The sequence below is a fragment of the Nesterenkonia sp. CL21 genome, assembly GCF_031705515.1.
Lineage (GTDB): Bacteria > Actinomycetota > Actinomycetes > Actinomycetales > Micrococcaceae > Nesterenkonia > Nesterenkonia aethiopica.
This window is the reverse complement of the sequence record NZ_JAUTWR010000001.1, coordinates 320058-341823: the sequence shown is the minus strand read 5'-3', so window position 1 is coordinate 341823 and position 21766 is coordinate 320058. Positions and strand designations below refer to the sequence as shown.

Here is a 21766-nt window from a genome sequence, read left to right as displayed (position 1 = left end):
GCGGGGCGTGCGGCTCAGCGGTCACCGTCAGTTCCCCATTCGTCATGCTGGCGCAGGTCGGCCACCTGATCGCACAGATGCGGGAGGATGTCCACCAGCACCTGCATGCCCTCTCGGACGGCCTTGGGCGAGCCGGGCAGATTGACCACCACGGTGCCCTCCGCGACGCCCGCCACTCCCCTGCTCAGCGACGCCAGCGGATTGTGCGCCCGCCCATGGGCGCGCACCGCCTCCATGATCCCGGGGATCTCCTTGTCCAGGAGCGGCAACGTGTATTCGGGGGTGAGATCGTCAGGGGTCAGCCCGGTCCCCCCGGAGGTGATGATCACCGCTGGAGCCACCTGGACGAGCAGCTCGGAGAGCGCGGCGAGCACCCCCTCGCCGTCGGGGATGATCACCGGCGGCCGACAGCCGAAGCCGATGGAGTCGGCGAACTCGGCGATGATCGGCGCGCTGTGGTCCTCCCGCACTCCCTGGGCGGCGCGGGTGGAGACGATCACAGGGGCGATGATCCGTTCGCGGCTGCGGTCGTCCTCGGCGGGAGTGGCCGCTGAGAGGTGCTCATGGTCAGTCATGTCTGGTCCATTCTCCATGTCGTCCACCCGATTTGTGAATCACCTGCTGGTCGGTGATCACAGCGGCGCGGTCCACCGCCTTGATCATGTCGTAGAGGGTCAGCCCTGCCACAGACACGGCGGTGAGCGCCTCCATCTCCACCCCGGTGCGTGAGGTGGTACGCACCTCGGCGGTGATCAGCACGGCTCCGGGTTCGGGCTGATCGACGTCGAGGTCCACGGTGACCTTGCTCAGCGGCAGCGGATGGCACAGCGGCACCAGCTCGTGGGTGCGCTTGGCTCCCATGATCCCGGCGATGCGGGCGGTGGCCAAGGCATCCCCCTTGGGCAGCGCCCCGTCGGCGAGCTGGGCGGTCACCTCTGCGCGGGTGCGCAGGATCGCCTGGGCCCGCGCCGTGCGGGCGGTGACGTCCTTGTCCGAGACGTCCACCATGTGGGCGCTGCCGTCCTCGCGGACATGGGTCAGTCCGGTGCTGGACGGCTCGGCGGACGAGCTCTCAGGCTGGCTCATGGCAGTCTCCTTCCGGTGAGCAGCAGGGCGTGGCGTTCAGCTCCTGCCGGCACGTGGGTGTCGTCTTCGGTGAGCTCCACCAGCACGTCGGCGCGTGCCAGATGCCCCAGCAGATGCGAGCTCGGCCCGCCCACCAGGCGCACCGTCGGCGGCTGGGCGGCGTCGTCGGTGGAGGCGGGGCAGAACTCGGCGCGGCGGTACTGGGTCACCCCGGGACGGGACTCCACCGCCTCCGCCAGGGTGACGGCGATCCTGTGCGGCGGCGGACACGAAACGTCGAGGCTGGCGAGCGCCGGCCGGAGCAGGGTCTCGAGGCTGACCGCGCAGCTGACCGGGTTGCCAGGCAGGCAGACCACGGCGACGGCGGGTCGCCGCCCGTCGGCGGGGATCAGCCCCCATCCTTGGGGGCCGCCGGGCTGCTGGCGGATGGAGCCGAACTCGATGCCACGGTCAGCCAGGGACTGGCGGACCACCTCGAAGGCGCCGGCGCTGATGCCGCCGGCGGTGACCAGCAGCTGGGGGTCGTACTGACTGATCAGCTCCTCGACCACATCGGTGAACGTGGCGACGTCGTCGGAGGCCGCCGAGGCCGCATGGGCCTCCACTCCCAGGCTCTCCAATCCGGCCATCAGCAGCGGGGTGTTGGCATCATGCAGCTGGCCCGGTCGCAGCGTGCTGCCCGGTCGGCGGACCTCGTCCCCGGTGGAGAGCACGAGGGCGCGCGTACGGGGCCGGACGGACACCGTCGCCCGCCCCAGGGCGGCCAGCAACCCGAGCCGGGCCGGTGTGAGGACCTCACCGGCGCGCAGCACCGTCTCGCCGGCTTCGACGTCCGATCCGGCGGGACGGATGAAGCGTCCCGGGCTGAGATCCTCGGCGGTCAGCTCGGTGAACGTCACCGACCTCGCAGTCCAGCCGCTGGGCGGACCGGAGGCTCCGGGGTCTGACTGCGGCAGCAGATCCTGGAAGTTGCCGGCGGTGGTGAGCTCCACGGGGATGACGACGTCGGCGCCCTCCGGGAGCGGCGCGCCGGTCATCACCGCCGCCGTCGCGCCCTCGGGCAGCGACGGCGCGGCGGATCCGGCTGGGACGACGCCGGCCAGGGGCAGCGACCGTTCCTCGCCCGGGGTGAGGTCCGCGGAGCGCACGGCGAAGCCGTCCATCTGCGAGTTGTCGAAGCCCGGCAGCGGGGCCTCGGCGATGACATCGGCAGCCGCGACTCGGCCCACCAGACCGGGTTCGGTGACGCGGAGGGACTCCCCGCCGTGTCGCGCCGGGTCCTGCAGGGCGGCGGACAGCACGGTGCGCAGCCGGCCCACATGCTCGCTGACGGAGGCGCGCTCACGGGTGGTCGCCGACCCAGTGGTGGGCCGTGACGAGGGCCTGGGTGAGGAGGGTGACGGTGAGGAGGATGCGGGGGCGGGCGCCATGCCTGCGAGTCTAGTGCCCCGCGATGACACGGGTGTCCCCCGCGATGGCGGGGACGTCTCCCCGCGATGGCGCGGACGTTTCGCCGTCAGCCTCCGCTCCCCGGCCTGTCTCGGGGCGGATCCCGCAATGCGTACGACACACTGTGACCCGTAGCATGGAGGGCATGGAGGAACTGGCCGCCGACGCCCCCGACGCCGCCGATGCGCTGGGCCCCACCGTGATGCCCGACGACGGCGGATCCGTGCCTGCCCTGGCCGCTCCGGCGCCGGTGTCTCTGGGGATGCCGAGTCTGCCGTCTCGGCGCGGCGAGCCGCTGCCCGGCGCGGAGGCCGCCGACCCTGCGCGCGGCCTCATGGACAGCTTCGGACGGCGCGCCACCGATCTGCGGATCTCGCTGATCGACAAGTGCAATCTGCGCTGCACCTATTGCATGCCCGCCGAGGGACTCCCCTGGCTCTCCCGCGATCAGCTCCTCACCGCCGAGGAGATCCGTCGCCTGGTGCGCATCGGGGTGGACACCCTCGGAGTGCGGGAGCTGCGGCTCACCGGCGGGGAGCCCCTGGTTCGGGCCGATCTGGTCGACATCATCGCCGGGATCCGTGCCGACCACCCGCAGCTGCCCATCGCCATGACCACCAACGCGATCGGCCTGGAGCGCAAGGCCGAGGAGCTGGCCCGGGCCGGACTGGACCGGGTCAACGTCTCCCTGGACTCCCTGCATCCCGAGACCTTCGCCCAGCTGACTCGGCGGGACTCGCTGGACAAGGTCCTGGTCGGCGTCGAGGGGGCCGCGGCGGCCGGGCTGACCCCGTTGAAGATCAATGCGGTGCTGATGCGCGGGATCAACGACCACGAAGCCCCTGACCTGCTGGCCTGGGCCCTCGAGCAGGGCTTCGAGATGCGCTTCATCGAGCAGATGCCGCTCGACGGCGACCAGAACTGGCGTAGGGAGGGCACCGTCTCTGCCGCCGAGACCCGCGCGCTGCTCTCCGAGAGGTTCCAGCTGCGAGCCGACGCCCTGCCCCGGAACGGCGCTCCGGCGGAACGCTTCGACGTGCTCGACCTCGACGGGACCGTCCTCGGGCGAGTGGGGGTGATCGCCTCGGTGACCGAGCCGTTCTGCGCCGACTGCCGACGCACCCGCATCACCGCCGAGGGCAAGGTGATGAGTTGCCTGTTCTCCCGGGAGGAGTTCGACCTCGCCCCTCTGCTGCGCGACCCCGAGGCCGGTGATGAGGACGTCGCCCGGCGCTGGGCGGAGGCCATGTGGCTCAAGCCAGCCGCGCACGGCACCGACCGCCCCGGCTTCGACCTGGACAGCTTCACCCGCCCGGACCGTTCGATGTCCGCGATCGGAGGATGACCCGATGACCAGCACCCCACCGGTGAGCCGCGCCCGTGTGGACGGCTCCGAAGAGAGCACCGCCGGAGAACGCACCGCCTCGACGCTGACGGTGCGCCTCTTCGCCGCGGCCGCCGAGGCCGCCGGCGCCGAGACGCTTCATCTGCCCCTGGAGCACCCCGCTGCGCTGGGGACGGTGCTCGATCGGCTGCCCGCCAGCGCGTCCTCAGGTGATGGCGAGCAGCTCGGGCGCGTGCTGCGGCGCTGTTCCTTCCTGGTCAACGGAGTCCGAGCACCGTCGAACGATCGGGAGCTCGCCCCCGGCGATCAGCTCGACGTGCTGCCGCCGTTCGCCGGCGGCTGAGTCGCTCTCGAGGCCTGTGCCCGTCCAGGAGTCAGTTCCCCGCACATCTCCGAGTGCCTGACACGTCTCAGGGCTTCGCGGCGTACGGGATTCTGACCCCTGGATGCCCCACGAGCCCGATCAGTGGAGCTCGACGTCCTGCAGCTCGACCACATTCCGGTCGCCGAGCGGCTCCTCCAGCTCCACCACCACGGAGACGTAGACGGCCTCCTGCGTGCAGGGCTGGTCCTCCGCCTCGGGCAGTCGGCCGGAGACCGTGGCGATGCGGACCTCCTCGGCATCCTCCTCCACCACGGAGCGGACCCCGTAGCAGCTCAGATTGCCGGAGTAGAACATGACCTCCAGCTCGGTCTCGGAGATCTCCTCGTAGTCCTCCCAGGTGGCCTGCACCTCGCCGACCAGCTCGGGGGCCTCGTCCACCTGCCGCGCCTCGGGCTCCGGCAGGGTGGTCTCGCCGTCGTCAGCATCACCGTCGTCGCCCGAGGCCTGGCCGTCGTCGGTCGGCTCGTCGAGATCCGTCTGGGCGATGTCGGAGTCGGGCTCCTCCGGCGCGTCATCATCAGTGTCCTCCCCTGCCCCGCCGCATCCGGTCAGCAGCAGGGCGGCCAGGGCGGGCAATACCCACACCGCCGCAGGAGGGCCACGGCGCGCGCGACCCTCGGCCGCCCGAGCGCGAGGGGCGGTCTCATCGGGGGTCAGGCTGTGCTTGAGGTTCATGGGGCTCTCCTCGGCTCGGGGGAAACGGTGCGCAAGGTGTGCTCTCCGGGCCAGTGGGCGCTGAGCGCATGCATCGCGGCGCGCGGGTCCTCCACGCTGATCACCGCGGCACCGTCATCGGTGACCACGCGCAGGGTGGGGCCACCGACCACATACTGATCCTCGCCGGCGTTGCGTCTCCGGCCCAGCGGCGCGGTGAGTCGCGTGCGGCCGCCGGTGCGGATCTGCCGGACGGCGTCCCAGCCGATGGTCTCCGAGAACCAGACGCCGGCACGCAGGCGCAGGCCCGAAGACGTCACACTCAGCCGCACGCGCAGCACCGTGGACCAGGCGAAGATCAGGCAGCCCAGCAGAATCCCGGCCAGAATGGGCAGCGCACTGCCCGTGGACCACCCCCAGGCCAGGGCCGGCAACGCCACTGCGACGGCAGCCAGACCGGCGATCAGCTGCTGCCGCCCGGAGAGTCCGACGTCACTGATGAGGGTCTCCTCGCCGCGGCGGTCCGCCGTCATCTGCGCTCCTCTCCGGTGCTCGGCTGCGGGGACTCTCCAGTGTAGGAGCGGACCCGCGGCACGTCACCGCCTCAGCGGTCACCTCAGGGCCGCACCACGGTGGTGGCCCGCGGCGAGTCTGCCAGCCGAGCCGCCACCTGACGCACATCTTCGGCGCTGACGGCCTCCAACTGGGCCAACGTGTGGGAGACGTCCACGAACTCGCCACGGACCAGTTCGGCCCGGCCCAGCCGGGACATCCGGGAGGAGGTCTCCTCCATGCCGAGCACTGTGCCGCCGCGCAGCTGTCCCTTGGCGCGGTTCAGCTCCTCCTCGGTGACCGGTTCGGTGGCGATGCGCTCGAGCTCGGCGGCCATGACGTCGATGACACTGTCCACCTTCTCCGGCAGGCAGCCTGCGTAGAGCCCGTAGCAGCCGGCGTCGGTGTAGGCCGCGGAGAAGGAGTAGGTGGAGTAGGCCAGGCCGCGGCGTTCGCGGATCTCCTGGAACAGCCGGGACGACATGCCGCCGCCGAGGATCGCGTGCATTACGGAGAGGGCGAAGCGGTCGTCGTCGGAGGCGGAGAGGCCCCGCCCGCCGAGGATCACCTGCGCCTGCTCCACCGGCTTGACGTGGTCCTCGACCCCGGCGCGGACCGGGATCTCCACGTCCTGCCCCACTCGGCGCGGCGCCGGGTCCCGACGGATGCTGGTGTCCCAGGCGGAGGCGTCCAGGGCGGCGTCGACCATGCGGCAGAGCTCGTCATGGTCGAGTCCGCCGGCGGCGGTGATGACCAGCTCGTCGGGCCGGTACCAGCGGGTGAAGTGCGCGTGGACGTCCTCCCGGGTGGCGGCCCGGATGTCCTCGGGCGTGCCGCCGATGGGGCGGCCCAGCTCGTGGCCGTCCATGACCTGGGCGGCGAACCGTTCGTGGACGACGTCGTCGGGGTCGTCCTCCGCCATGGCCAGCTCCTCGAGGATCACCCCGCGCTCGGTCTCCATCTCCTGGGGGTCCAGGGAGGCGGAGGTGACCATGTCGGTCAGCACCTCCACCGCCATGGGCAGGTCCGCGTCCAGGATCCGCGCGTAGTAGCAGGTGGACTCCTTGCCCGTCATCGCGTTGGACTCGCCGCCGACCGCGTCGAAGGCGGCGGCGATGTCCAGGGCGGAGCGGCTGGGGGTGCCCTTGAACAGCAGGTGCTCCAGGAAGTGGGTGGAGCCGTGCTGATGCCCGGCCTCGTCCCGGGAGCCCACGGCGATCCAGAAGCCGATGGTCACCGACCGCTGCCCGGGCATCTCCTCGGTGAGGACTCGCACGCCGGAGGGCAGCACGGTGCGCCGGACGGTGGAGCCGGCGTCGGAGTTCAGGATGCCTTCGGTCCGGGGTTCGATGGTCACGCGCATGGGGTGGGAGTGCTCCTGGCGGGTGGTCGGCACGGCACGCCGGGCGGGCTTGCCTGGCAAGGTGCCAGGGTAACGCAGGCGCCCGTGCCAACGGCACTCACGACGACGGCGCCCGCGCCCACCGCACCAGGATGACCCGCCGGCCGCCGGTGCAGTCCTGGGCTCAGTCCTGCCCTGTAATCAGTCGTTCCCTGGGCGCCCGCCCCAGCCGGCGAGCACCTGCTGGGCGTGTTCCCCGAGGACGACCTGCAGCAGCGGACCGAAGCTGACCCGGGAGACGCCCAGCGCGGTGAGCCGTTCCAGACCGAGCCCGTCCGGAATGGCGCCGCGCTGCGGGTGCGCGGTGACGTTGACCGGGGTGTCCACCGCATCCAGGATCGCGGTGAGCACGTCCTCGCTCGGCAGGCCCACCGGGTAGAGACTGTCGGCGCCGGCCTGCTCCAGCAGGGCGAGTCGGTGCAACGTCTCCGCGAGCGGGTCGGCGAAGTCCCCGGCGTGCTTGTAGACGTCGGTGCGGGCGTTGATGACCAGGTGCACCCCGGCGGCGTCGGCCGCCTGCCGGATGGCGGCGATGTAGTCGGCATGCTCTTCGGCCGAGCGCATGGCTCCGCGGGAGTGCACGGTGTCTTCGATGTTGATGCCCACCACACCGGCCTCCAGGGTGCGCTCCACCAGCTCACCGGCCGGGGTGTCGTAGCCGGACTCCAGGTCGGCGGAGACGGGGAGGTCCACGGCGCCGGTGATGCGGGCGATCGCCGTCAGCGCCTGGGCCAGGCTCATCTGCTCCCCGTCGCCCGCTCCCAGGGAGTCGGCGAGCGGGTGGCTGCCGACGGTCAAGGCGGAGAAGCCGGCGTCGGCGATCTGCCGGGCGGACCAGACGTCCCAGGCCGTGGGCAGCACCACCGGAGCATCCTGGTGGTGGAGGTCGAGCAGGGTCTGAGCGCGGGCGGCGAGTGCGGTGCGGGGGTCTGTCATCGAGGGGTCCTGTCTGTGTGTCTGGTGTCTGTCTGGGGTCTGTGGGTAGTCAGTGGGAGGTCAGTGGGTCAGCGTCCGAGCACGTGGCGCAGCCCTTCGGCCAGGGTGTGGTGACGGAAGGCGTAGCCGAGCTCGAGCGCCTTGTCCGCACTGACGCGCTGATCGGCCATGACGAGCTCGCGGGCGCCCTGGGCGCCGAGCAGCAGCTTCGGCCCGAATCTGGGCACAGGCACCGCGGAGGGGCGCCGCAGCACCGCACCCAGGGTCCGGGCGTAGTCGCGGGCTGTGACGGGTTCCGGAGCCACGGCGTTGACCGGTCCGCGGGCCGCCGGGGTCAGCGCGAGATGGACGATGAGCGCTGCGACGTCGTCCAGGCTGATCCAGCTCTGCCACTGTGACGTCCCCAGCGGGCCACCCAGGCCGGCGGCGAACAGCGGCAGCATCTGCTGCAGGGCTCCCCCGGAGGGCGACTGCACGATGCCGGTGCGCACGGTGACCACCCGCACCCCGGAGCTCTCCGCGCGCCGGGCGGACTCCTCCCAGGCCCGGCAGGCCTCGGCCAGGAAGTCGGTGCCGCAGCGCAGGTCCTCGGTGAGCATCTCGGCCTGCTGGGTCCTGTCATCCGGGGTGGCCCCGTACCAGCCGATCGCCGAGCTGCTGATCAGCGTCCGACCGCGCGGCTGGGCGGCCTCCAAGCGGGCCAACGCATCGGCGATCAGGGTGGTGCCGTCCACGCGGGAGGCTCGGACCTTGCGCTTGTGCTCCTCCGTGAAGCGGGCCGCCAGAGGGTGGCCGGCCAGGTGGATGACGACGTCGACGTCGGCCAAGGCCTCCTCATCCAGCAGACCGGAGTCGGGGTCCCAGCGGATCTCGGCGGGATCGTCGGGGTCGGTCCCGGCCCCGCGGACGAGACGCCGCACCTCCAGTCCGGCTCCGCCGAGCAGCGCGCACACCTGGGTGCCGATCATTCCGGAGGCGCCGGAGACGGCGACCACCTGGGGGCCCGGAGTAGCGTCCTCGGTGTCGGAGTCCAGGTGGGAGCGGCGCTCGCGCTGCTGGGAGGCCAGGTGGCCGGTGCTCTGGTGGAAGGCCAGGTCTTGGACGCTCTGGTGCGCGCGGTGGTCGATGATGCGGCGCAGCTCGGCCTCGAACACCCGGTGGATCCGGCGTCGCACGGGTCCGGGCAGCCGTGGCGCGGCGGGCATCTCGTAGGTGATGGTCTCGTGGAGGACCGTGCCGGGGCCGTCGTCGTGGAACTCGCGCTCGTGCCGCCAGCTGCGCATCGGTCCGGAGACCATCACGTCGGTGAATCCGTGGCCCGGGCGGAAGTCCTCGTGGCGGGACACCCAGGTCACTCGGCGGGGGATCCTGCCGGGGAGCACGGTGCCCAGCATGCCCGCGGCGGCGTCGGCGCCGGTGCCCAGCAGGGTGGGGAGGGTGAGGCTCAGCCGGGAGATGGCCCCGTCGACGGGTCCGTCGACGGGCTCTTCGAGGACCTCGCCGGCGAAGGGCGGCACCAGGCGGGTCAGCGCGCCGGGGCGGGTGTACCAGGCGAAGACGTCGTCGCGGGCGAAGGGAAGGTAGGTCTCCTGCTCGAAGCGCGGCATCGTGCCTCCCTGGACTGGAACGTGCCGCCTGCGCACCGGCGGGACGCTGCGGCTCCCCGTCTTGGTGAATCTACCACTGCCCGCCCCTTCCTCGGGATGCCCCGACGGCGGCCGAGTCCCACACCCGGTTGCCGGGGTTTCGGCCCTCCGGGAGCGTGTCAGGCCCCTGTGGCAGAGTGAACGGCGTGAGCAACACGCAGAGCACAGACCCCGCCATGTCCCCTGTCCACCCCGACGACGGCGTCGGTCCGGCCCCGTCCAGCGTCTCCGTGGACGCGGCCTTCCACGCCGAGGCCCGCGAGCGCCTGGCCGCTCTGACCGGCCGAGACTCGGACTTCCGCCCCGGCCAGCTGGAGGCCATCGCCGCTCTGGTGGAGCAGCGCCGGCGGGTGCTGGTCGTGCAGAAGACCGGCTGGGGCAAGTCTGCGGTGTACTTCCTGGCCGCACATCTGCTGCGCCGCCGGGGCCGCGGGGTGAGCCTGATCGTCTCCCCGCTGATCGCGCTGATGCGGGATCAGATCTCCGCGGCGACGCGGGCTGGGGTGCGGGCCCAGGCGGTGAACTCTGCCAATGCTCACGAGTGGGACACGGTACTGGAGGCGCTGGCCGCCGATGAGCTGGACGTGCTGCTGATCTCCCCGGAACGGCTGGCGAACCCTCGATTCCGTGATGAGGTGCTGCCCGGGCTGCTGGATCGGCTGGGGATGCTGGTGATCGATGAGGCGCACTGCATCTCCGACTGGGGGCATGACTTCCGCCCGGACTATCGGAGGATCGGGGAGATCGTGCGCAATCTCCCGGCGGCGGTGCCGGTGCTGGCCACCACGGCAACGGCGAATTCCAGGGTGGTGGACGACGTCGCCGCCCAGCTCAGCCCGGCCGGGGATGCCAGTGGCAAGGAGGTCATGGTGCTGCGCGGCGGCCTGAGCCGGGATTCGCTACGGCTGGGGGTGCTGATGCTGCCGGACTCAGAGCAGCGGATCGCCTGGCTGACCCAGCATCTGGGCTCGCTGACCGGCAGCGGGATCGTCTATGCGCTCACCGTCTCTCAGGCTCAGGACCTGACACGGGATCTGCGGGAGCACGGCCATGAGGTGGCCGCCTACACCGGGCAGACGGACCCGGATGAGCGCCAGCAGCTGGAGGCCGCGCTGAAGGAGAACCAGGTGAAGGCGCTGATCGCCACCTCGGCTCTGGGGATGGGCTTCGACAAGCCGGATCTGGGCTTCGTGGTGCACCTGGGGGCGCCGTCGTCGCCGGTGTCCTACTACCAGCAGATCGGCCGTGCGGGCCGTGCCGTGGATAACGCGGATGTGCTGCTGCTGCCCGGCCGGGAGGATGTGCGGATCTGGGAGCATTTCGCGCAGGCCTCCATGCCCACGCAGGAGCGGGCGGATGCGGTGCTGGCCGCATTGGCCGAGCATCCGGACGAGCCGCTCTCGGTGGGTCGGCTGGAGGCGATGGTGGAGATCCGCCGGTCGCCTCTGGAGCTGCTGCTGAAGGTGTTGGAGGTCGACGGCGCGGTGCACCGGGTGCGCGGCGGCTGGGTGACCACGGGTGCGGGCTGGCGGTACGACGCCGAGCGCTATGACACAATCCTGCGGCTGCGCCGGGATGAGCAGCAGGCGATGTTGGACTATGAGCGGCTGCCGGCCGGTCAGTGCCGGATGGTGTTCCTGGCCGCCACGCTCGATGACGCCGCGGCCGTGCCGTGTGGGCGCTGCGACACGTGCGCGGGTCCCTGGTACCCGACCGCTCTGGATCAGAGCACGGTCTCGCAGGCGCGGGCCTCGATGGACCGGGTGGGGGTCGAGATCGCTCCGCGGAAGCAGTGGCCCACCGGGCTGGCGGCCCTGGGCATCACGCTGAAGGGTCGGTTGGGCCCCGGGGAGGTGGCCGAGGAGGGTCGGGCGCTGGCCCGGCTGTCCGATCTGGGCTGGGGACCGACGGTCCGGGAGGCCGTCCAGGGTGAGGACGCCGAGGTCCCGGACCGGCTGGCTGGCGCCGTGGTGAGGGTGCTCTCCGAATGGGACTGGTCACGCCGCCCAGACGTGGTGGTGTCCGTGCCGTCCCGGCGGCATCCGCGTCTGGTGGACTCGCTGGCCCGGGGCGTGGCCCAGGTGGGGCGGCTCCCCTACGCGGGCTCCTTGGAACTGGTGGACGGCGGACCCTCCAGCTCCCCGGAGGCCAACAGCGCGTTCCGGCTCTCGGGACTGCTGGGCCGGTTCCGGGTCCCGCAGGACATGGCCTCCCAGATGCAGGGGGCCGCGGTGCTGCTGGTGGACGATGAGGTGGTCTCCCGGTGGACGCTCACCGTGGCGGCCCGGGAGCTGCGCGGTGCCGGGGCCGAGCTGGTGCTCCCCTTCGCCCTGGGCATGCGCGGCTGACGGGGTCACCGGGGCGCGGTCCCTGTGAGGGGACCCAACACTCCCGGGGCTGTCAGCGCCGTGCGCCTGGCGGTGACTCACCGGGTGCGCCGGGCCCGCAGGAGACCGGCGACCGTGGCGACGATGAAGATCGCCGACCAGACGCCGAGAGCCTGACCTCCCGTGGGCTGGGACTCCTCGCGCGCGACGAACTTCCACCCGATCAGCAGAACTCCGGGGACTGCCACGACTGCCTGCCAGGTCGCCCAGAATGTCCGTGTCGCTGGGCTCTTGGCGTCAGGACGGGACAACTCGTCACCTCTCCCACGTGTCAGGGCTGCGGTTCGCGTCTCTCCGGGCATCGCCGTGCCGGGCCAGCAGGTTCAGTGCCGACGCAGCACGACGTCGGCGGCATCCTCCCGGCCGAAGGCCCAGAGGATCAGCTCGCCCGGGGCGCCTTCCAAGGAGATCATCGGGTCTTTGGAGGACCCGTGGGTGACCGATCCGTGACCGGGGCTGATGAATGTGATCCGCCGTCGGTGCTTCCGCGCGGCGGCCAGGAACAGGGTCCGGGAGGCCTGCCGCCACAGGCGCCGCTGGACCTCCTCAGGGACCCGGCGACGGCGCGGCTGCAGGGCGGTGACCGCACCGGCTGAACCGGCGTCGTCGGAGGGGGCGTCGCTCTCACCAGGTTCGACGTCAGCAGTGCCGCCGTCCCCGGTCTCACCCGGCGTGATCTCGGAGGCCACCCGGACGTCGGCGCGCAGCACGTCCTCGGTGTGGACGAAGAACTCCACCGTGTTGACCGCGTCGTCCACCGCCCGCGTCCGTGCCGGATGCCAGGAGGGCACGCCGTCCGCGATGCGGTCCATCAGCTGCTCGAAGCTCATCTGCTCGAACTGGTGGTACTGCTCCAGGGCTTTGGCCCCGACCACCGGCAGCTCCTGGCCGAACACCAGGTGGGGCCGCGCGTCACGGGCCGCCACATGCACGGCGAGGTCGTGGGTGGTCCAGCCCTCGCAGAGGGTGTCGGCGGTCGGGCCCTTCTCCCGCAGGGCGCGGACCAGGGCCTGACGTTCGGCTGCAGCGGTGGAGGTTCGGGGCATGCAGGGCTCCTGTCGATCAGCGGGTACGTATCGGTGCGTCACTCTTCGCAGTGACGTCCGGGAGATCTGTCTTAGGCCGGGCACCGGGAGCGATGTGCGGTGTGGGCCAAGACGCCCGACGCCACAAACAGCGCGGCGCCCAGCGTCTGCAGCGCCCCGGTGAGCACGGCGCCGTCCAGAAATCCGAGGACCGCAGCGACGCTGAACAGGGCCGCCGCGATCCCGCAGACGGCGGCGAGCGGCGTGGTGCGCGGCATCAGCGCCTCCTTTCGTCCGTCGCCGATCAGCTTATCGTCCGGCGATCCACCACGCCTCGGGCGGCTCACCAGGGCCGGGTCAGCGGCGCTGGCATTCCCGGGTGACCCTTGGGCGCGACCCACAGCTGCCCACCCACCGTGACCCGGCCGACCGCGTAGGCGTTGCGCAGGGAGGGCTGATTCTCCGGGTGGATCGTGCCCCACAGCACCGTGCCCGGACCTGGCGTCGGAAGGACTTCACAGAGGCGTTGCAGCACCGCCGGGCCGTAGCCGCGGCCACGGTGCTGCTCGTCCAGGCAGATCTCTTGGACCATGTGCCCGGTGAGTCCGAAGTCGTCGTCGCGGGGCGCGGAGACGACTCCGGCGGGCTCGCTGTTGGCGAAGATCTCGAACAGGGCGCCGTCTTCGGCTGCCTCGGCCAGCTCCTCTGCGCTGGCCGCGGTGGCCCACCGGCCGCTGTCGGGATGGGCCGCGTAGATCTCCTCGACCCTGGCCGCTGCCAAGGTCACGTCCATCGGCTCCAAAGAGATGCGCCGGTGCGAGGCTACCCGGGTGCGGTGGTTGATGTCCCGGACGAGCCCGGCCACCACATGGTGGTCCACTGAGACCGGGCCCGAATCCGGCAGCTCGTCGATCCCGGTGCGCAGCCCTTCGAGCTCCCCCACCGTCAACCGTGCCGTCAGCGGGCGGAAGGCGGCCAGATCCTCCACCGCGTCGGCGGCGATGGTCAGGACGTTCTGCGAGGTGGGGCTCAGAGTGGAGGCGATCACATCCACGAACGGGCAGGTGAGGTCTCGGCCACGGAACCTGATGCCGATCACGGACCAGCCGCCGTCTTCGTGGGTGATCCGCCGATCCGCCCAGAGCAGCGGATCCTCGACGTCGACGTGGACGTCCTCCGCGGAGGCGGACTCGTCAGCCTGCACGAGGTCGCGAACCTCCGCGCCGAACTTAGAGTTCTCCAGGCGCTCGGCATCGGGCTCCAAGGCGGTGCGCAGCTGGTCGATCAGCACCTCCTCGGCGTACCAGTCTGTGAGCTGCGGACCGATCCAGGCGGCCCGGGCGGCGGCGAGGTCATCGAGCAGTTGTCCCATGTCACGACACTACCGAAGATGCCGGACCCGCCCGAAGGACCGTCGCCCGCCGCCTGCCCGCCGTCTGCCTGCCGTCAGGGTCAGAACAGCTGCCTCCAGTTGGCCCGGCCGAGGTCCACCAGCTCGTCCCCGCGCCCCGAGAGCACCGTGCGGATCGCGTAGAGCGTGAAACCCTTGGCCTGCTCCGCGGTGATCGCCGGCGGCATGGACAGCTCCTGCCGCTCGGTGACCACGTCCAGCAGGGCGGGGCCGTCGTGGGCGAAGAACTCCTCCACCGCGGCGGGCAGCTGCTCCGAGGACTCCACCCGGATCCCGCGGATGCCCATGGCCTCGGCGACGTCGGCGAAGTTGGGGTTGGTCAGCCCGGTGCCGTAGTTCACGAAACCAGCGGCCTTCATCTCCACCTCCACGAAGTTCAGGGAGGAGTTGTTGAACACCACGGTCTTCACCGGCAGCTGGGCCTGGGTCAGTGTGAGCAGCTCCCCCATCAGCATGGTGAGCCCACCGTCGCCGGCCAGCGCCACCACCTGACGGTCCGGGTCGACCGCAGAGGCCCCGATGCCCTGGCTCAGCGCGTTGGCCATGGAGCCGTGGCTGAACGAGCCGATCAGCCGGCGTCGTCCGTTCATGGTCAGGTAGCGGGAGGCCCACACCACCGGGGAGCCGACATCAGGCAGGAACACGGCATCGTCCGCGGCGGCCTGGTCCACCAGCCGAGCCAGGTACTGGGGATGGATGGTCCGTTTGGACGGCGTGGCCAGCGAGTCCAGATCCTTGCGGGTGCGCCGGTAGTGCTTGGTGGCGGAGTCCAGATGCTTGGAACCCCGGTGGGCGTCCAGGCGGAGCAGCAGCGCCTGCACGGTCTCCTTGACCCCGCCGACCAGACCGACGTCGACCGGGGTCCGCCGGCCGATCTGCTCGCCGCGCACGTCCACCTGCACCACGGTGGCGTCCTGCGGGTAGAACTGCTGATACGGCAGGTCCGAGCCGAGTACCAGCAGGGTCTCGGCGGCCTCCATGGCGTGATATCCGGAGGAGAAGCCGAGCAGGCCGGTCATGCCGACGTCGTAGGGGTTGTCATACTCCACGTGCTCCTTGCCGCGCAGCGCGTGGACGATGGGGGCCTGCAGCCGCTCGGCGATCTGCAGCAGCTCCTCGTGGGCGCCGGAGGTGCCCGCGCCAGCGAGGATGGTGACCCGCTCGCAGCCGTTGAGGGCCTCGGCCGCGGCGGCGAGGTCTCCTTCGGCAGGGATGACCTGAGAACTGGCGGCCCGGATGGCCTGGGGCTCGGCCTTGATCTCCTGCAGGGCGACGTCTCCAGGGATCACCAGCACGGCCACGCCGCGCTTCTCCAGGGCCTCACGCATGGCGATGCGCAGCAGCCGCGGCATCTGCTCCGCGTGGGTGACGTGCTCCACGTAGACGCTGCACTCCCGGAACAGCTCCTGCGGGTGGGTCTCCTGGAAATAGCCGGAGCCGATCTCCTCGCTGGGGATGTGGGCGGCGATGGCCAGCACCGGGGTGCGCGAGCGCTGGGCGTCGTAGAGCCCGTTGATCAGGTGCAGGTTGCCCGGGCCGCAGCTGCCGGCGCACACCGCCAGCTCCCCCGTGAGCTGCGACTCCGCGCTGGCCGCGAAGGCGGCGGCCTCTTCGTGCCGGACCTGGACCCAGTCGATGGTCCCGGAGGCGCGCAGCGCGTCGGTGAAGCCGTTGAGCGAGTCTCCGGGGATCCCGTAGACCCTCTGGACCCCACTGGCGTGCAGGGTGTCGACGATGTGGCGTGCGGCTGTCGGCATGGGAGGTTCCCCTTTCCGTGACGGATCGCGGCCTCGGCTCGCCGGATCCTCGGCGGGGGCCGCCTCGGGCCGAGTCTAGGACTGTGCACCGCTGATGGCTATGAACGCCGTCACGGCGCTGCGGGCAGCTGCCGTCGTCTTGCGCGGGTTCGTCCCCGTGGACACGCCGCCGAGACCGCGGGCCCTGTGCGAGGTCCTAGCGGAGCCCACCAGCTAGCATGCAGGGATCACCCAGCTTCCGAGGACGTGAGCAAGGAGCACCCGATGATCGAGGTCTATATCCTCCTTCCCCTGGCGATCGCGGCGCTGACGGCGTTCGCCTATCTCCACACCGGACGTCAGGAGCGCTGATGGGCACCACACTGACCGCGTTCATCATCTACCTCGCCCTCATCTTCGCCGTGGCCATCTGGGCCGCCGTCCGAGGTAACCACACCACCACCGACTACTTCCTGGGCGGCCGCGGCATGCAGACCGTGGTGGTGGCGCTGTCGGCCGTGACCTCGGGGCGCAGCTCCTGGCTGATCCTCGGCGTCACCGGCATCGCCTTCATGGTCGGCGTCTCCGCCGTCTGGTACGTGGTCGGGTACATCGTGATGGAAGTGCTGCTGTTCTTCTACGTCGCCCCGAAGGTGCGCCGATTCACCGGGCGGATGGAGAACGTCACCCTCACGGACTACTTCGTCTCTCGGTTCGGTGGAGGCAAGGCTCTGCGCGCCGTCATCGCCACGGTGCTCCTGCTGTTCATGATCGCCTACGTGTCTGCCCAGTTCTCCGCCGGCGGCACCGCCCTGGCCGGGACCTTCGGGCTCGACCCGGACCTGAGCCTGGCGATCACTGTCGCGATCGTCCTGCTCTATGTGTTCATCGGTGGGTACGTGGCAGTGGCCTGGTCGGATGCCATCCAAGCGGTGTTCATGATCTTCGGCCTGGTGCTGCTGCCCCTGGTGGTCCTCAGCCAGCTGGGCTGGGAGCCCATGCTCGCCACCGTCCGAGCCCTCGATCCCTCCCTGCTGGACGCCTGGGCCCTGGCCACTGGTGCCCTCGTCTCCGCCATCGGCATCGGCCTCGGCTCCCCCGGCCAGCCGCACCTGGTGGTGCGCTACATGTCCATCGACGACCCCAAGAACCTGCGGGCGGCAGGCATCTGGGGCACGGTCTGGAACGTGCTGATGGGATGGGGCGCGGTCACCATCGGCCTGTTGGGCCGGGCGGTCTACGAAGACGTCGAGGGCCTCCCGGGCGCCCACCAGGAGCAGACGTTCCTGGCGTTGGCCGGCGACTACCTGCCGGCGATCGTCACCGGACTGCTGGTCGCCGCGATCTTCGCCGCGATCATGTCCACCGTGGACTCGCAGCTGCTGGTCAGCGCCTCCACAGTGGTGCGTGACTTCTATCAGCAGCTCATCCGCGCCGACCGCCCCACGGATGAAGCGGCGATGGTGCGCCTGTCCCGGCTGGCGGTGCTGGCCATGACGGGCCTGGCCGTGGCGTTCATCTACACACCCGGCGCCTCCGACCTCGTCTTCGAGCTGGTCCTCTTCGCCTGGGGCGGCCTCGGAGCCGCCTTCGGGCCCACCCTGCTGGCCTCGGCGTTCTGGACCCGGACCACCAGCAGCGGCGTCATGGCCAGCGTCCTGACCGGCACGGCCGTGGTGATCAGCTACTTCTACCTGATCAAGCCGATCATCGCTGATTGGCAGGCAGACGGGTCCTGGGAGTCTTTCCCCAATGATGAGCTGGTCTGGGGATTCCTGGTCTCTTCACTGGTGCTCATTCTCGTCAGCCTGGCCACCTCCCCGCCGGCAGACCGCGAGCGGATCAGCGCCGCTCTGACACCCGGTGGAGCGTCCGCCCCGCTCAGCGGCCGCTGAGAGCGCACGTCCCGCTCCTGCCGGCGCTCAGACCGACCCGGCGGTCCCGAATGACCCGTTCCTCGCATTTTTATACTGACCAGTCAGTTTAAGAGTATGCTGGGGTACATGCTGGAACTCCACGACGTCGCCTTCGATGGTCATCATGGCCGCCTGGTCGAGCCGACCTCCTTCTCCGTTCCCGACGGCGGGCTCGCCGTCCTGCAGGCGCCCACCGCCATGATGCGCACCGCCCTGGCACTGATCGCCTCGGGCCGCATGGCGCCGGATGCGGGCGAGGTCCGCATCGACGGGGTCGCCGAGCTGCGTCCGCTGCGGCTGCGCACGGCCCTGGTGGATGCGCCCACCATCACGGCCCCCGAGCACCACATGACGGTGAAGAACGTGGTCTCCGAGTTCCTCGCACTGCGCCCGCTGCGCAGCCGCGTGGGCAAGAAGGCCCGCCGCATCGGGGTCCGCGCCTGGCTGGCCGAGCACGACGCCGAGGATCTCGCCGGGGCTCGGATCGACACGCTGGAGCCCTTGGAGCGCGTCGGGCTGCTGCTGGAACTGGCCTTCTCCGACCCGCAGGTGCGCTTCGCCGTCGTGGACTCCCCCGACCGTCATGAGGTGGACCGCGACCAGCTGCTGGACTTCCTGGAGGACCGGTGCAGCGTGGAGCACGAGCGTGCCGTGCTGGCGGTGCTCGAGGAAGCGCCGGCCCGGGAGGACATTCCCTGCGGGTTCGCCGGGCACCACGAGGGGCCGTTCGTGCTCAGCGCGGAGCACGCCGAGGACCCCGAAGCAGAAGCTGCGGGCGTCACAGATGCTGCAGGTGAGACTGCAGCCGCAGCCCAGACGACCGACGATGACGTCGAGGCGACTGCTGCGGAGGAGATCGCCCCGGACGACACAACCCCGGACGAGACATCACCGGACGACACGGAACCCGACGACACAGCCCCGGACACCGACCTGGACGACCTGCTGGAGGACAAGCGATGACGTTCCTGCGCCTGGTGCGCTCCGAGTTCGCCCGGATGACCAGCAGCTTCACCCCGCTGATCACCATCTTCGGGCTGGCCCTGGTGCCGGTGCTCTATGCGGGCATCTACCTCTACGCCAACTGGGACCCCTACGACAACCTGGAGGGCGTGGATGCGGCCCTGGTGAATCTGGACGAGGGTGCGGACTTCGACGGCGAGCATCGCACGGTCGGTGACGACGTCGCCGAGGAGCTGATCGACGACGCCTCCTTCGGCTGGGAGGAGGTCGACTCGCGGGAGGCCGCGGAGGCCGGCGTCGCCTCGGGGAAGCACCAGTTCGCGCTGATCATCCCGGAGGACTTCTCAGAGGCGTTGGCCTCGCCGTCGAGCTTCGAGTCCGCCGATCAGGCGATCCTGGACATCACCACCAATGAGGCGAACAACTACCTGCTGAGCAACATCGTCTCGGTGCTGGCCTCGGAGATCCATGAGTCGGTCTCCAGCGAGGTCGGGCAGGAGACCGCTGATGCGATGCTGACCGGCTTCGGGCAGATCCACCGGCAGCTGGTCGACGCCGCCGACGGCGCCACCCAGCTCCACGACGGTGCTGGGGAGCTGCGCGACGGCATCAGCGAACTGCATGACGGCTCGGTGGAGCTGGCCGACGGCGCCGGGGAGCTGGACGACGGCGTGGACGAACTCGCCCTGGGCCTGGGGCAGCTTTCCGAGGGCACCGAGCAGCTCTCCGACGGTGCGAGCCAGCTGTCCACCGGCGCCTCGGAGCTGTATTCCGGCATGTCTGACCTGCAGGAGGGCGCGGATGCGGTGGACACTGCCGCCGGGCAGCTCTCCGACGGCGCCTCCGAACTGAACACCGGGATCAGCACGCTCCACGACGGCGCCGAACAGGTGGCCGACGGCAATGAGGCGCTGTCCGCGGCCTCCCATGAGGCCAGTGACATCATCTCCGAGTTTGAGGCCTCGGCCGAGGGGCGTGTGGATCAGGCGGTCCAGGATCTGCTGGACGCAGGCGTGATCGAACAGGAGCAGGTGGAGGAGGCGCACGAGGCGCTGGGCTCAGTGGCCGAGGATTCGGAGCTCCTGACCCGAGCCCAGGAGGCCCGCAGCGAGCTGGGTGAGGCGCAGGAGAACATCGACGCTCTGGCCGCCGGCTCCCGGGAGGTCGCCGACGGCGCCTCGGAGCTGCTGACCGGAAGCTCGGCGCTGGCCGACGGTGCCGCTGAGCTCTCCGCCTCCACCCCGGACCTCTCCGACGGTGTGGGCACCGCCCGTGATGGTGCCCTGCAGCTGAGCTCCGGCGCCTCGGACCTGTCCGACGGGGCCGATGAGGCCCACCAGGGGGTGGGCCAGCTGATTACCGGCACCGGTGAGCTCAACGAGGGCGCCACGGCGCTCTCCGACGGCGCGATCGCCCTGCGGGACGGGCTCGCCGAGGCCTCCGACGGCTCGGTGGAGCTGACCGACGGCGCCCAGGAGCTGGCTGAGGGACTCGACGACGGCGCGGACGAGGTGCCTAACCCTGACGAGGGTGAGCGCCAGGAGATCAGCGAGGTGATCGGCAATCCGTTGAAGGTCAATCAGACCGCGCAGGCGGAGGCCGGCAACTACGGGGCCGGGATGGCGCCGTTCTTCCTGGCGCTGTCGCTGTGGATCGGTGCACTGGTGATGCTGCAGGTGCTTCGGCCCACCTCCCCCCGGGTGTTGGCCTCGAATGCGCCTTCGGCTTCGATCGCCCTGGGCTCCTGGATTCCGTTCCTGCTGCTGTCGCTGACGCAGAGCCTGCTGCTCTACACCGCCGTGGTGCTGGGGCTGGGCCTGACCCCGGCGCATCCGTGGCTGGCGCTGGCGCTGCTGTTCGCCGCCTCCATGGCGTTCTCCGCCCTGGTCCAGGGCGTGGTGGCGCTGCTGGGGAACCCGGGCAAGATGCTGATGATCCTGCTGCTGGTGCTGCAGCTGGTGGCCTCCGGGGGCACATTCCCGCCGCAGACACTGCCGGAGCCGCTGCAGGCGCTGCACCCGGTGCTGCCGATGAGCTACGTGGTCGACGGGCTGCGGCATGTGATCTACGGTGCCGACCTGGCCACCCTGTCCACGGTGATCGCCGCGCTGCTGGCCACCACCGGTGTGGGGCTGACCCTGCTGGTGCTGGCGATCCGGAAGAAGAAGATGTGGAGCCTGAAGCGGCTCCAGCCGGCCATCGAGGAGGCGGCATGAGCGCGAGCACGGTGGAGCGCCCTGCGGGGCGGGTGCGCCGCGGCTCGGCCCGGGTGCGTCTGCTGCAGGCGCTGATGTCCCTGGACGATCACCGCAGTGTGCAGGAGCATTCGGTGGACGAGCTGGCGGCGATCGCCGGTGTGGCCAAGGGCTCGGTGTACTACCAGTTCGGTTCCAAGGAGAACCTGGTGCGCCAGATGCTGGTGCATGGGGCCGAGGAGCTGCAGCGCATCATGGATGAGCTCGACGACGGCGAGGGGTTGGCTGCCGTCCGGGCCAGCCTCACTGCGCAGATCCGTGCGGCTTTCGCCTTCCTGCGCGAGTACCCCTCCTTCACCGGTCTGGTGGCCTATGCGTTGGCCCGACGCCGGGACGACGAGTCCCAGCAGCTGCGCGCCGAGAAGGAGGCCATCGTGGGTCTGCTGACCGACCGGCTGGCCCGCCTCGACGCGGCGAAGGTGGCCGAAGGGCTCGCGGAGGCGCCGTCGTCGGCGGCCCGGCTGGAGATCATGGCGACCTCCCTGCTCTCGGCGGCGGTGACGTTGAGCATCGAACAGCACACCACCCACCAGGAGTGGTCCGAGGAGGACTGTGTGCAGGCGCTGGTGGCGATGTCCGCCGGCGGGCTGGGGTGAGTAACGTCGGGGCTTCAGCCAG

General features: G+C 70.8%; 20 protein-coding genes. 7 read left to right on the top strand and 13 right to left on the bottom strand.

Going from position 1 to position 21766, the window contains the following annotated elements:
* Positions 1 to 14: 14 nt before the first annotated feature.
* The 3 genes from Q7C18_RS01495 to glp are packed head-to-tail and all read right to left on the bottom strand — an operon-like array spanning position 15 to position 2516.
* The gene (locus Q7C18_RS01495) at positions 15 to 575 is read right to left on the bottom strand and encodes a MogA/MoaB family molybdenum cofactor biosynthesis protein (protein WP_311023781.1); all 561 of its coding nucleotides are present in this window, start codon (positions 573 to 575) and stop codon (positions 15 to 17) included.
* On the bottom strand, positions 568 to 1086 hold the full coding sequence (gene moaC / locus Q7C18_RS01490; RefSeq protein ID WP_311023779.1) for a cyclic pyranopterin monophosphate synthase MoaC: 519 nt from the start codon (positions 1084 to 1086) through the stop codon (positions 568 to 570). The genes Q7C18_RS01495 and moaC overlap by 8 nt, the downstream gene beginning before the upstream one ends.
* Positions 1083 to 2516, bottom strand: a complete 1434-nt coding sequence (glp, locus tag Q7C18_RS01485) for a gephyrin-like molybdotransferase Glp (protein ID WP_311023778.1) — start codon at positions 2514 to 2516, stop codon at positions 1083 to 1085. The genes moaC and glp overlap by 4 nt, the downstream gene beginning before the upstream one ends.
* 281 nt (positions 2517 to 2797) lie before the next feature.
* On the opposite strand from glp, the gene moaA reads away from it, so the two are divergent.
* Entirely contained in the window at positions 2798 to 3880 is a 1083-nt protein-coding gene (moaA, locus tag Q7C18_RS01480; protein ID WP_396954332.1) for a GTP 3',8-cyclase MoaA, read from the top strand.
* A 4-nt stretch (positions 3881 to 3884) separates the two neighbouring features.
* Positions 3885 to 4223: a MoaD/ThiS family protein gene (locus Q7C18_RS01475; protein WP_311023777.1), complete on the top strand. Its 339-nt coding sequence runs from the start codon at positions 3885 to 3887 to the stop codon at positions 4221 to 4223.
* A gap of 120 nt (positions 4224 to 4343) precedes the next feature.
* Here the strand turns inward: Q7C18_RS01475 and Q7C18_RS01470 are convergent, their stop codons facing one another.
* From Q7C18_RS01470 to Q7C18_RS01450, 5 genes are all read right to left on the bottom strand, one after another.
* Positions 4344 to 4940, bottom strand: a complete 597-nt coding sequence (locus Q7C18_RS01470) for a hypothetical protein (protein WP_311023776.1) — start codon at positions 4938 to 4940, stop codon at positions 4344 to 4346.
* Positions 4937 to 5452, bottom strand: a complete 516-nt coding sequence (locus tag Q7C18_RS01465; protein ID WP_311023775.1) for a PH domain-containing protein — start codon at positions 5450 to 5452, stop codon at positions 4937 to 4939. Before Q7C18_RS01465 ends, Q7C18_RS01470 begins: the two co-directional genes overlap by 4 nt.
* An 83-nt stretch (positions 5453 to 5535) precedes the next feature.
* A complete protein-coding gene (locus Q7C18_RS01460) occupies positions 5536 to 6834 on the bottom strand; it encodes a pitrilysin family protein (protein ID WP_311024422.1) in 1299 nt (432 codons plus the stop codon).
* 180 nt (positions 6835 to 7014) lie between these two features.
* Positions 7015 to 7809: an isocitrate lyase/phosphoenolpyruvate mutase family protein gene (locus Q7C18_RS01455; RefSeq protein WP_070161273.1), complete on the bottom strand. Its 795-nt coding sequence runs from the start codon at positions 7807 to 7809 to the stop codon at positions 7015 to 7017.
* A gap of 68 nt (positions 7810 to 7877) precedes the next feature.
* The gene (locus Q7C18_RS01450; protein ID WP_311023774.1) at positions 7878 to 9416 is read right to left on the bottom strand and encodes a TIGR01777 family oxidoreductase; all 1539 of its coding nucleotides are present in this window, start codon (positions 9414 to 9416) and stop codon (positions 7878 to 7880) included.
* A gap of 215 nt (positions 9417 to 9631) precedes the next feature.
* Between Q7C18_RS01450 and Q7C18_RS01445 the strand changes: the two genes are divergently transcribed.
* Complete coding sequence (locus Q7C18_RS01445) at positions 9632 to 11803, top strand: RecQ family ATP-dependent DNA helicase (RefSeq protein WP_311024421.1); 2172 nt, start codon at positions 9632 to 9634, stop codon at positions 11801 to 11803.
* A gap of 77 nt (positions 11804 to 11880) precedes the next feature.
* Here the strand turns inward: Q7C18_RS01445 and Q7C18_RS01440 are convergent, their stop codons facing one another.
* The 5 genes from Q7C18_RS01440 to poxB form a co-directional block, all read right to left on the bottom strand.
* Positions 11881 to 12093: a hypothetical protein gene (locus tag Q7C18_RS01440; protein WP_311023773.1), complete on the bottom strand. Its 213-nt coding sequence runs from the start codon at positions 12091 to 12093 to the stop codon at positions 11881 to 11883.
* A gap of 72 nt (positions 12094 to 12165) precedes the next feature.
* Positions 12166 to 12888, bottom strand: a complete 723-nt coding sequence (locus Q7C18_RS01435; RefSeq protein ID WP_311023772.1) for a TIGR03085 family metal-binding protein — start codon at positions 12886 to 12888, stop codon at positions 12166 to 12168.
* Positions 12889 to 12959: 71 nt separating this feature from the next.
* Positions 12960 to 13145, bottom strand: a complete 186-nt coding sequence (locus Q7C18_RS01430) for a hypothetical protein (RefSeq protein WP_311023770.1) — start codon at positions 13143 to 13145, stop codon at positions 12960 to 12962.
* A 65-nt stretch (positions 13146 to 13210) separates the two neighbouring features.
* Positions 13211 to 14239, bottom strand: a complete 1029-nt coding sequence (locus Q7C18_RS01425; RefSeq protein WP_311023768.1) for a GNAT family N-acetyltransferase — start codon at positions 14237 to 14239, stop codon at positions 13211 to 13213.
* A gap of 80 nt (positions 14240 to 14319) precedes the next feature.
* Complete coding sequence (poxB, locus tag Q7C18_RS01420; protein ID WP_311023766.1) at positions 14320 to 16035, bottom strand: ubiquinone-dependent pyruvate dehydrogenase; 1716 nt, start codon at positions 16033 to 16035, stop codon at positions 14320 to 14322.
* Between the two features lie 350 nt (positions 16036 to 16385).
* Here poxB and Q7C18_RS01415 point away from each other — a divergent pair, with 350 nt between their 5' ends.
* The 4 genes from Q7C18_RS01415 (at position 16386) to Q7C18_RS01400 (ending at position 21744) form a co-directional block, all read left to right on the top strand.
* On the top strand, positions 16386 to 17909 hold the full coding sequence (locus Q7C18_RS01415) for a sodium/proline symporter (RefSeq protein ID WP_311023765.1): 1524 nt from the start codon (positions 16386 to 16388) through the stop codon (positions 17907 to 17909).
* Between the two features lie 108 nt (positions 17910 to 18017).
* Positions 18018 to 18893, top strand: coding sequence for a hypothetical protein (locus Q7C18_RS01410; RefSeq protein ID WP_311023764.1), 876 nt, complete (start codon positions 18018 to 18020; stop codon positions 18891 to 18893).
* Complete coding sequence (locus Q7C18_RS01405; RefSeq protein ID WP_311023763.1) at positions 18890 to 21109, top strand: YhgE/Pip domain-containing protein; 2220 nt, start codon at positions 18890 to 18892, stop codon at positions 21107 to 21109. Before Q7C18_RS01410 ends, Q7C18_RS01405 begins: the two co-directional genes overlap by 4 nt.
* Positions 21106 to 21744, top strand: coding sequence for a TetR/AcrR family transcriptional regulator (locus Q7C18_RS01400; protein ID WP_311023762.1), 639 nt, complete (start codon positions 21106 to 21108; stop codon positions 21742 to 21744). Before Q7C18_RS01405 ends, Q7C18_RS01400 begins: the two co-directional genes overlap by 4 nt.
* Positions 21745 to 21766: the final 22 nt, after the last annotated feature.

Coding starts and splice junctions, on each gene's coding strand:
- Q7C18_RS01470 (WP_311023776.1), bottom strand. CDS start 4,940: ATGAACCTCAAGCACAGCCTGACCCCCGATGAGACCGCCCCTCGCGCT.
- Q7C18_RS01430 (WP_311023770.1), bottom strand. CDS start 13,145: ATGCCGCGCACCACGCCGCTCGCCGCCGTCTGCGGGATCGCGGCGGCC.
- Q7C18_RS01460 (WP_311024422.1), bottom strand. CDS start 6,834: ATGCGCGTGACCATCGAACCCCGGACCGAAGGCATCCTGAACTCCGAC.
- Q7C18_RS01455 (WP_070161273.1), bottom strand. CDS start 7,809: ATGACAGACCCCCGCACCGCACTCGCCGCCCGCGCTCAGACCCTGCTC.
- poxB (WP_311023766.1), bottom strand. CDS start 16,035: ATGCCGACAGCCGCACGCCACATCGTCGACACCCTGCACGCCAGTGGG.
- Q7C18_RS01425 (WP_311023768.1), bottom strand. CDS start 14,239: ATGGGACAACTGCTCGATGACCTCGCCGCCGCCCGGGCCGCCTGGATC.
- Q7C18_RS01465 (WP_311023775.1), bottom strand. CDS start 5,452: ATGACGGCGGACCGCCGCGGCGAGGAGACCCTCATCAGTGACGTCGGA.
- glp (WP_311023778.1), bottom strand. CDS start 2,516: ATGGCGCCCGCCCCCGCATCCTCCTCACCGTCACCCTCCTCACCCAGG.
- Q7C18_RS01435 (WP_311023772.1), bottom strand. CDS start 12,888: ATGCCCCGAACCTCCACCGCTGCAGCCGAACGTCAGGCCCTGGTCCGC.
- Q7C18_RS01445 (WP_311024421.1), top strand. CDS start 9,632: ATGTCCCCTGTCCACCCCGACGACGGCGTCGGTCCGGCCCCGTCCAGC.
- Q7C18_RS01405 (WP_311023763.1), top strand. CDS start 18,890: ATGACGTTCCTGCGCCTGGTGCGCTCCGAGTTCGCCCGGATGACCAGC.
- Q7C18_RS01475 (WP_311023777.1), top strand. CDS start 3,885: ATGACCAGCACCCCACCGGTGAGCCGCGCCCGTGTGGACGGCTCCGAA.
- moaC (WP_311023779.1), bottom strand. CDS start 1,086: ATGAGCCAGCCTGAGAGCTCGTCCGCCGAGCCGTCCAGCACCGGACTG.
- Q7C18_RS01415 (WP_311023765.1), top strand. CDS start 16,386: ATGGGCACCACACTGACCGCGTTCATCATCTACCTCGCCCTCATCTTC.
- Q7C18_RS01495 (WP_311023781.1), bottom strand. CDS start 575: ATGACTGACCATGAGCACCTCTCAGCGGCCACTCCCGCCGAGGACGAC.
- Q7C18_RS01410 (WP_311023764.1), top strand. CDS start 18,018: ATGCTGGAACTCCACGACGTCGCCTTCGATGGTCATCATGGCCGCCTG.
- Q7C18_RS01450 (WP_311023774.1), bottom strand. CDS start 9,416: ATGCCGCGCTTCGAGCAGGAGACCTACCTTCCCTTCGCCCGCGACGAC.
- Q7C18_RS01400 (WP_311023762.1), top strand. CDS start 21,106: ATGAGCGCGAGCACGGTGGAGCGCCCTGCGGGGCGGGTGCGCCGCGGC.
- moaA (WP_396954332.1), top strand. CDS start 2,798: ATGCCGAGTCTGCCGTCTCGGCGCGGCGAGCCGCTGCCCGGCGCGGAG.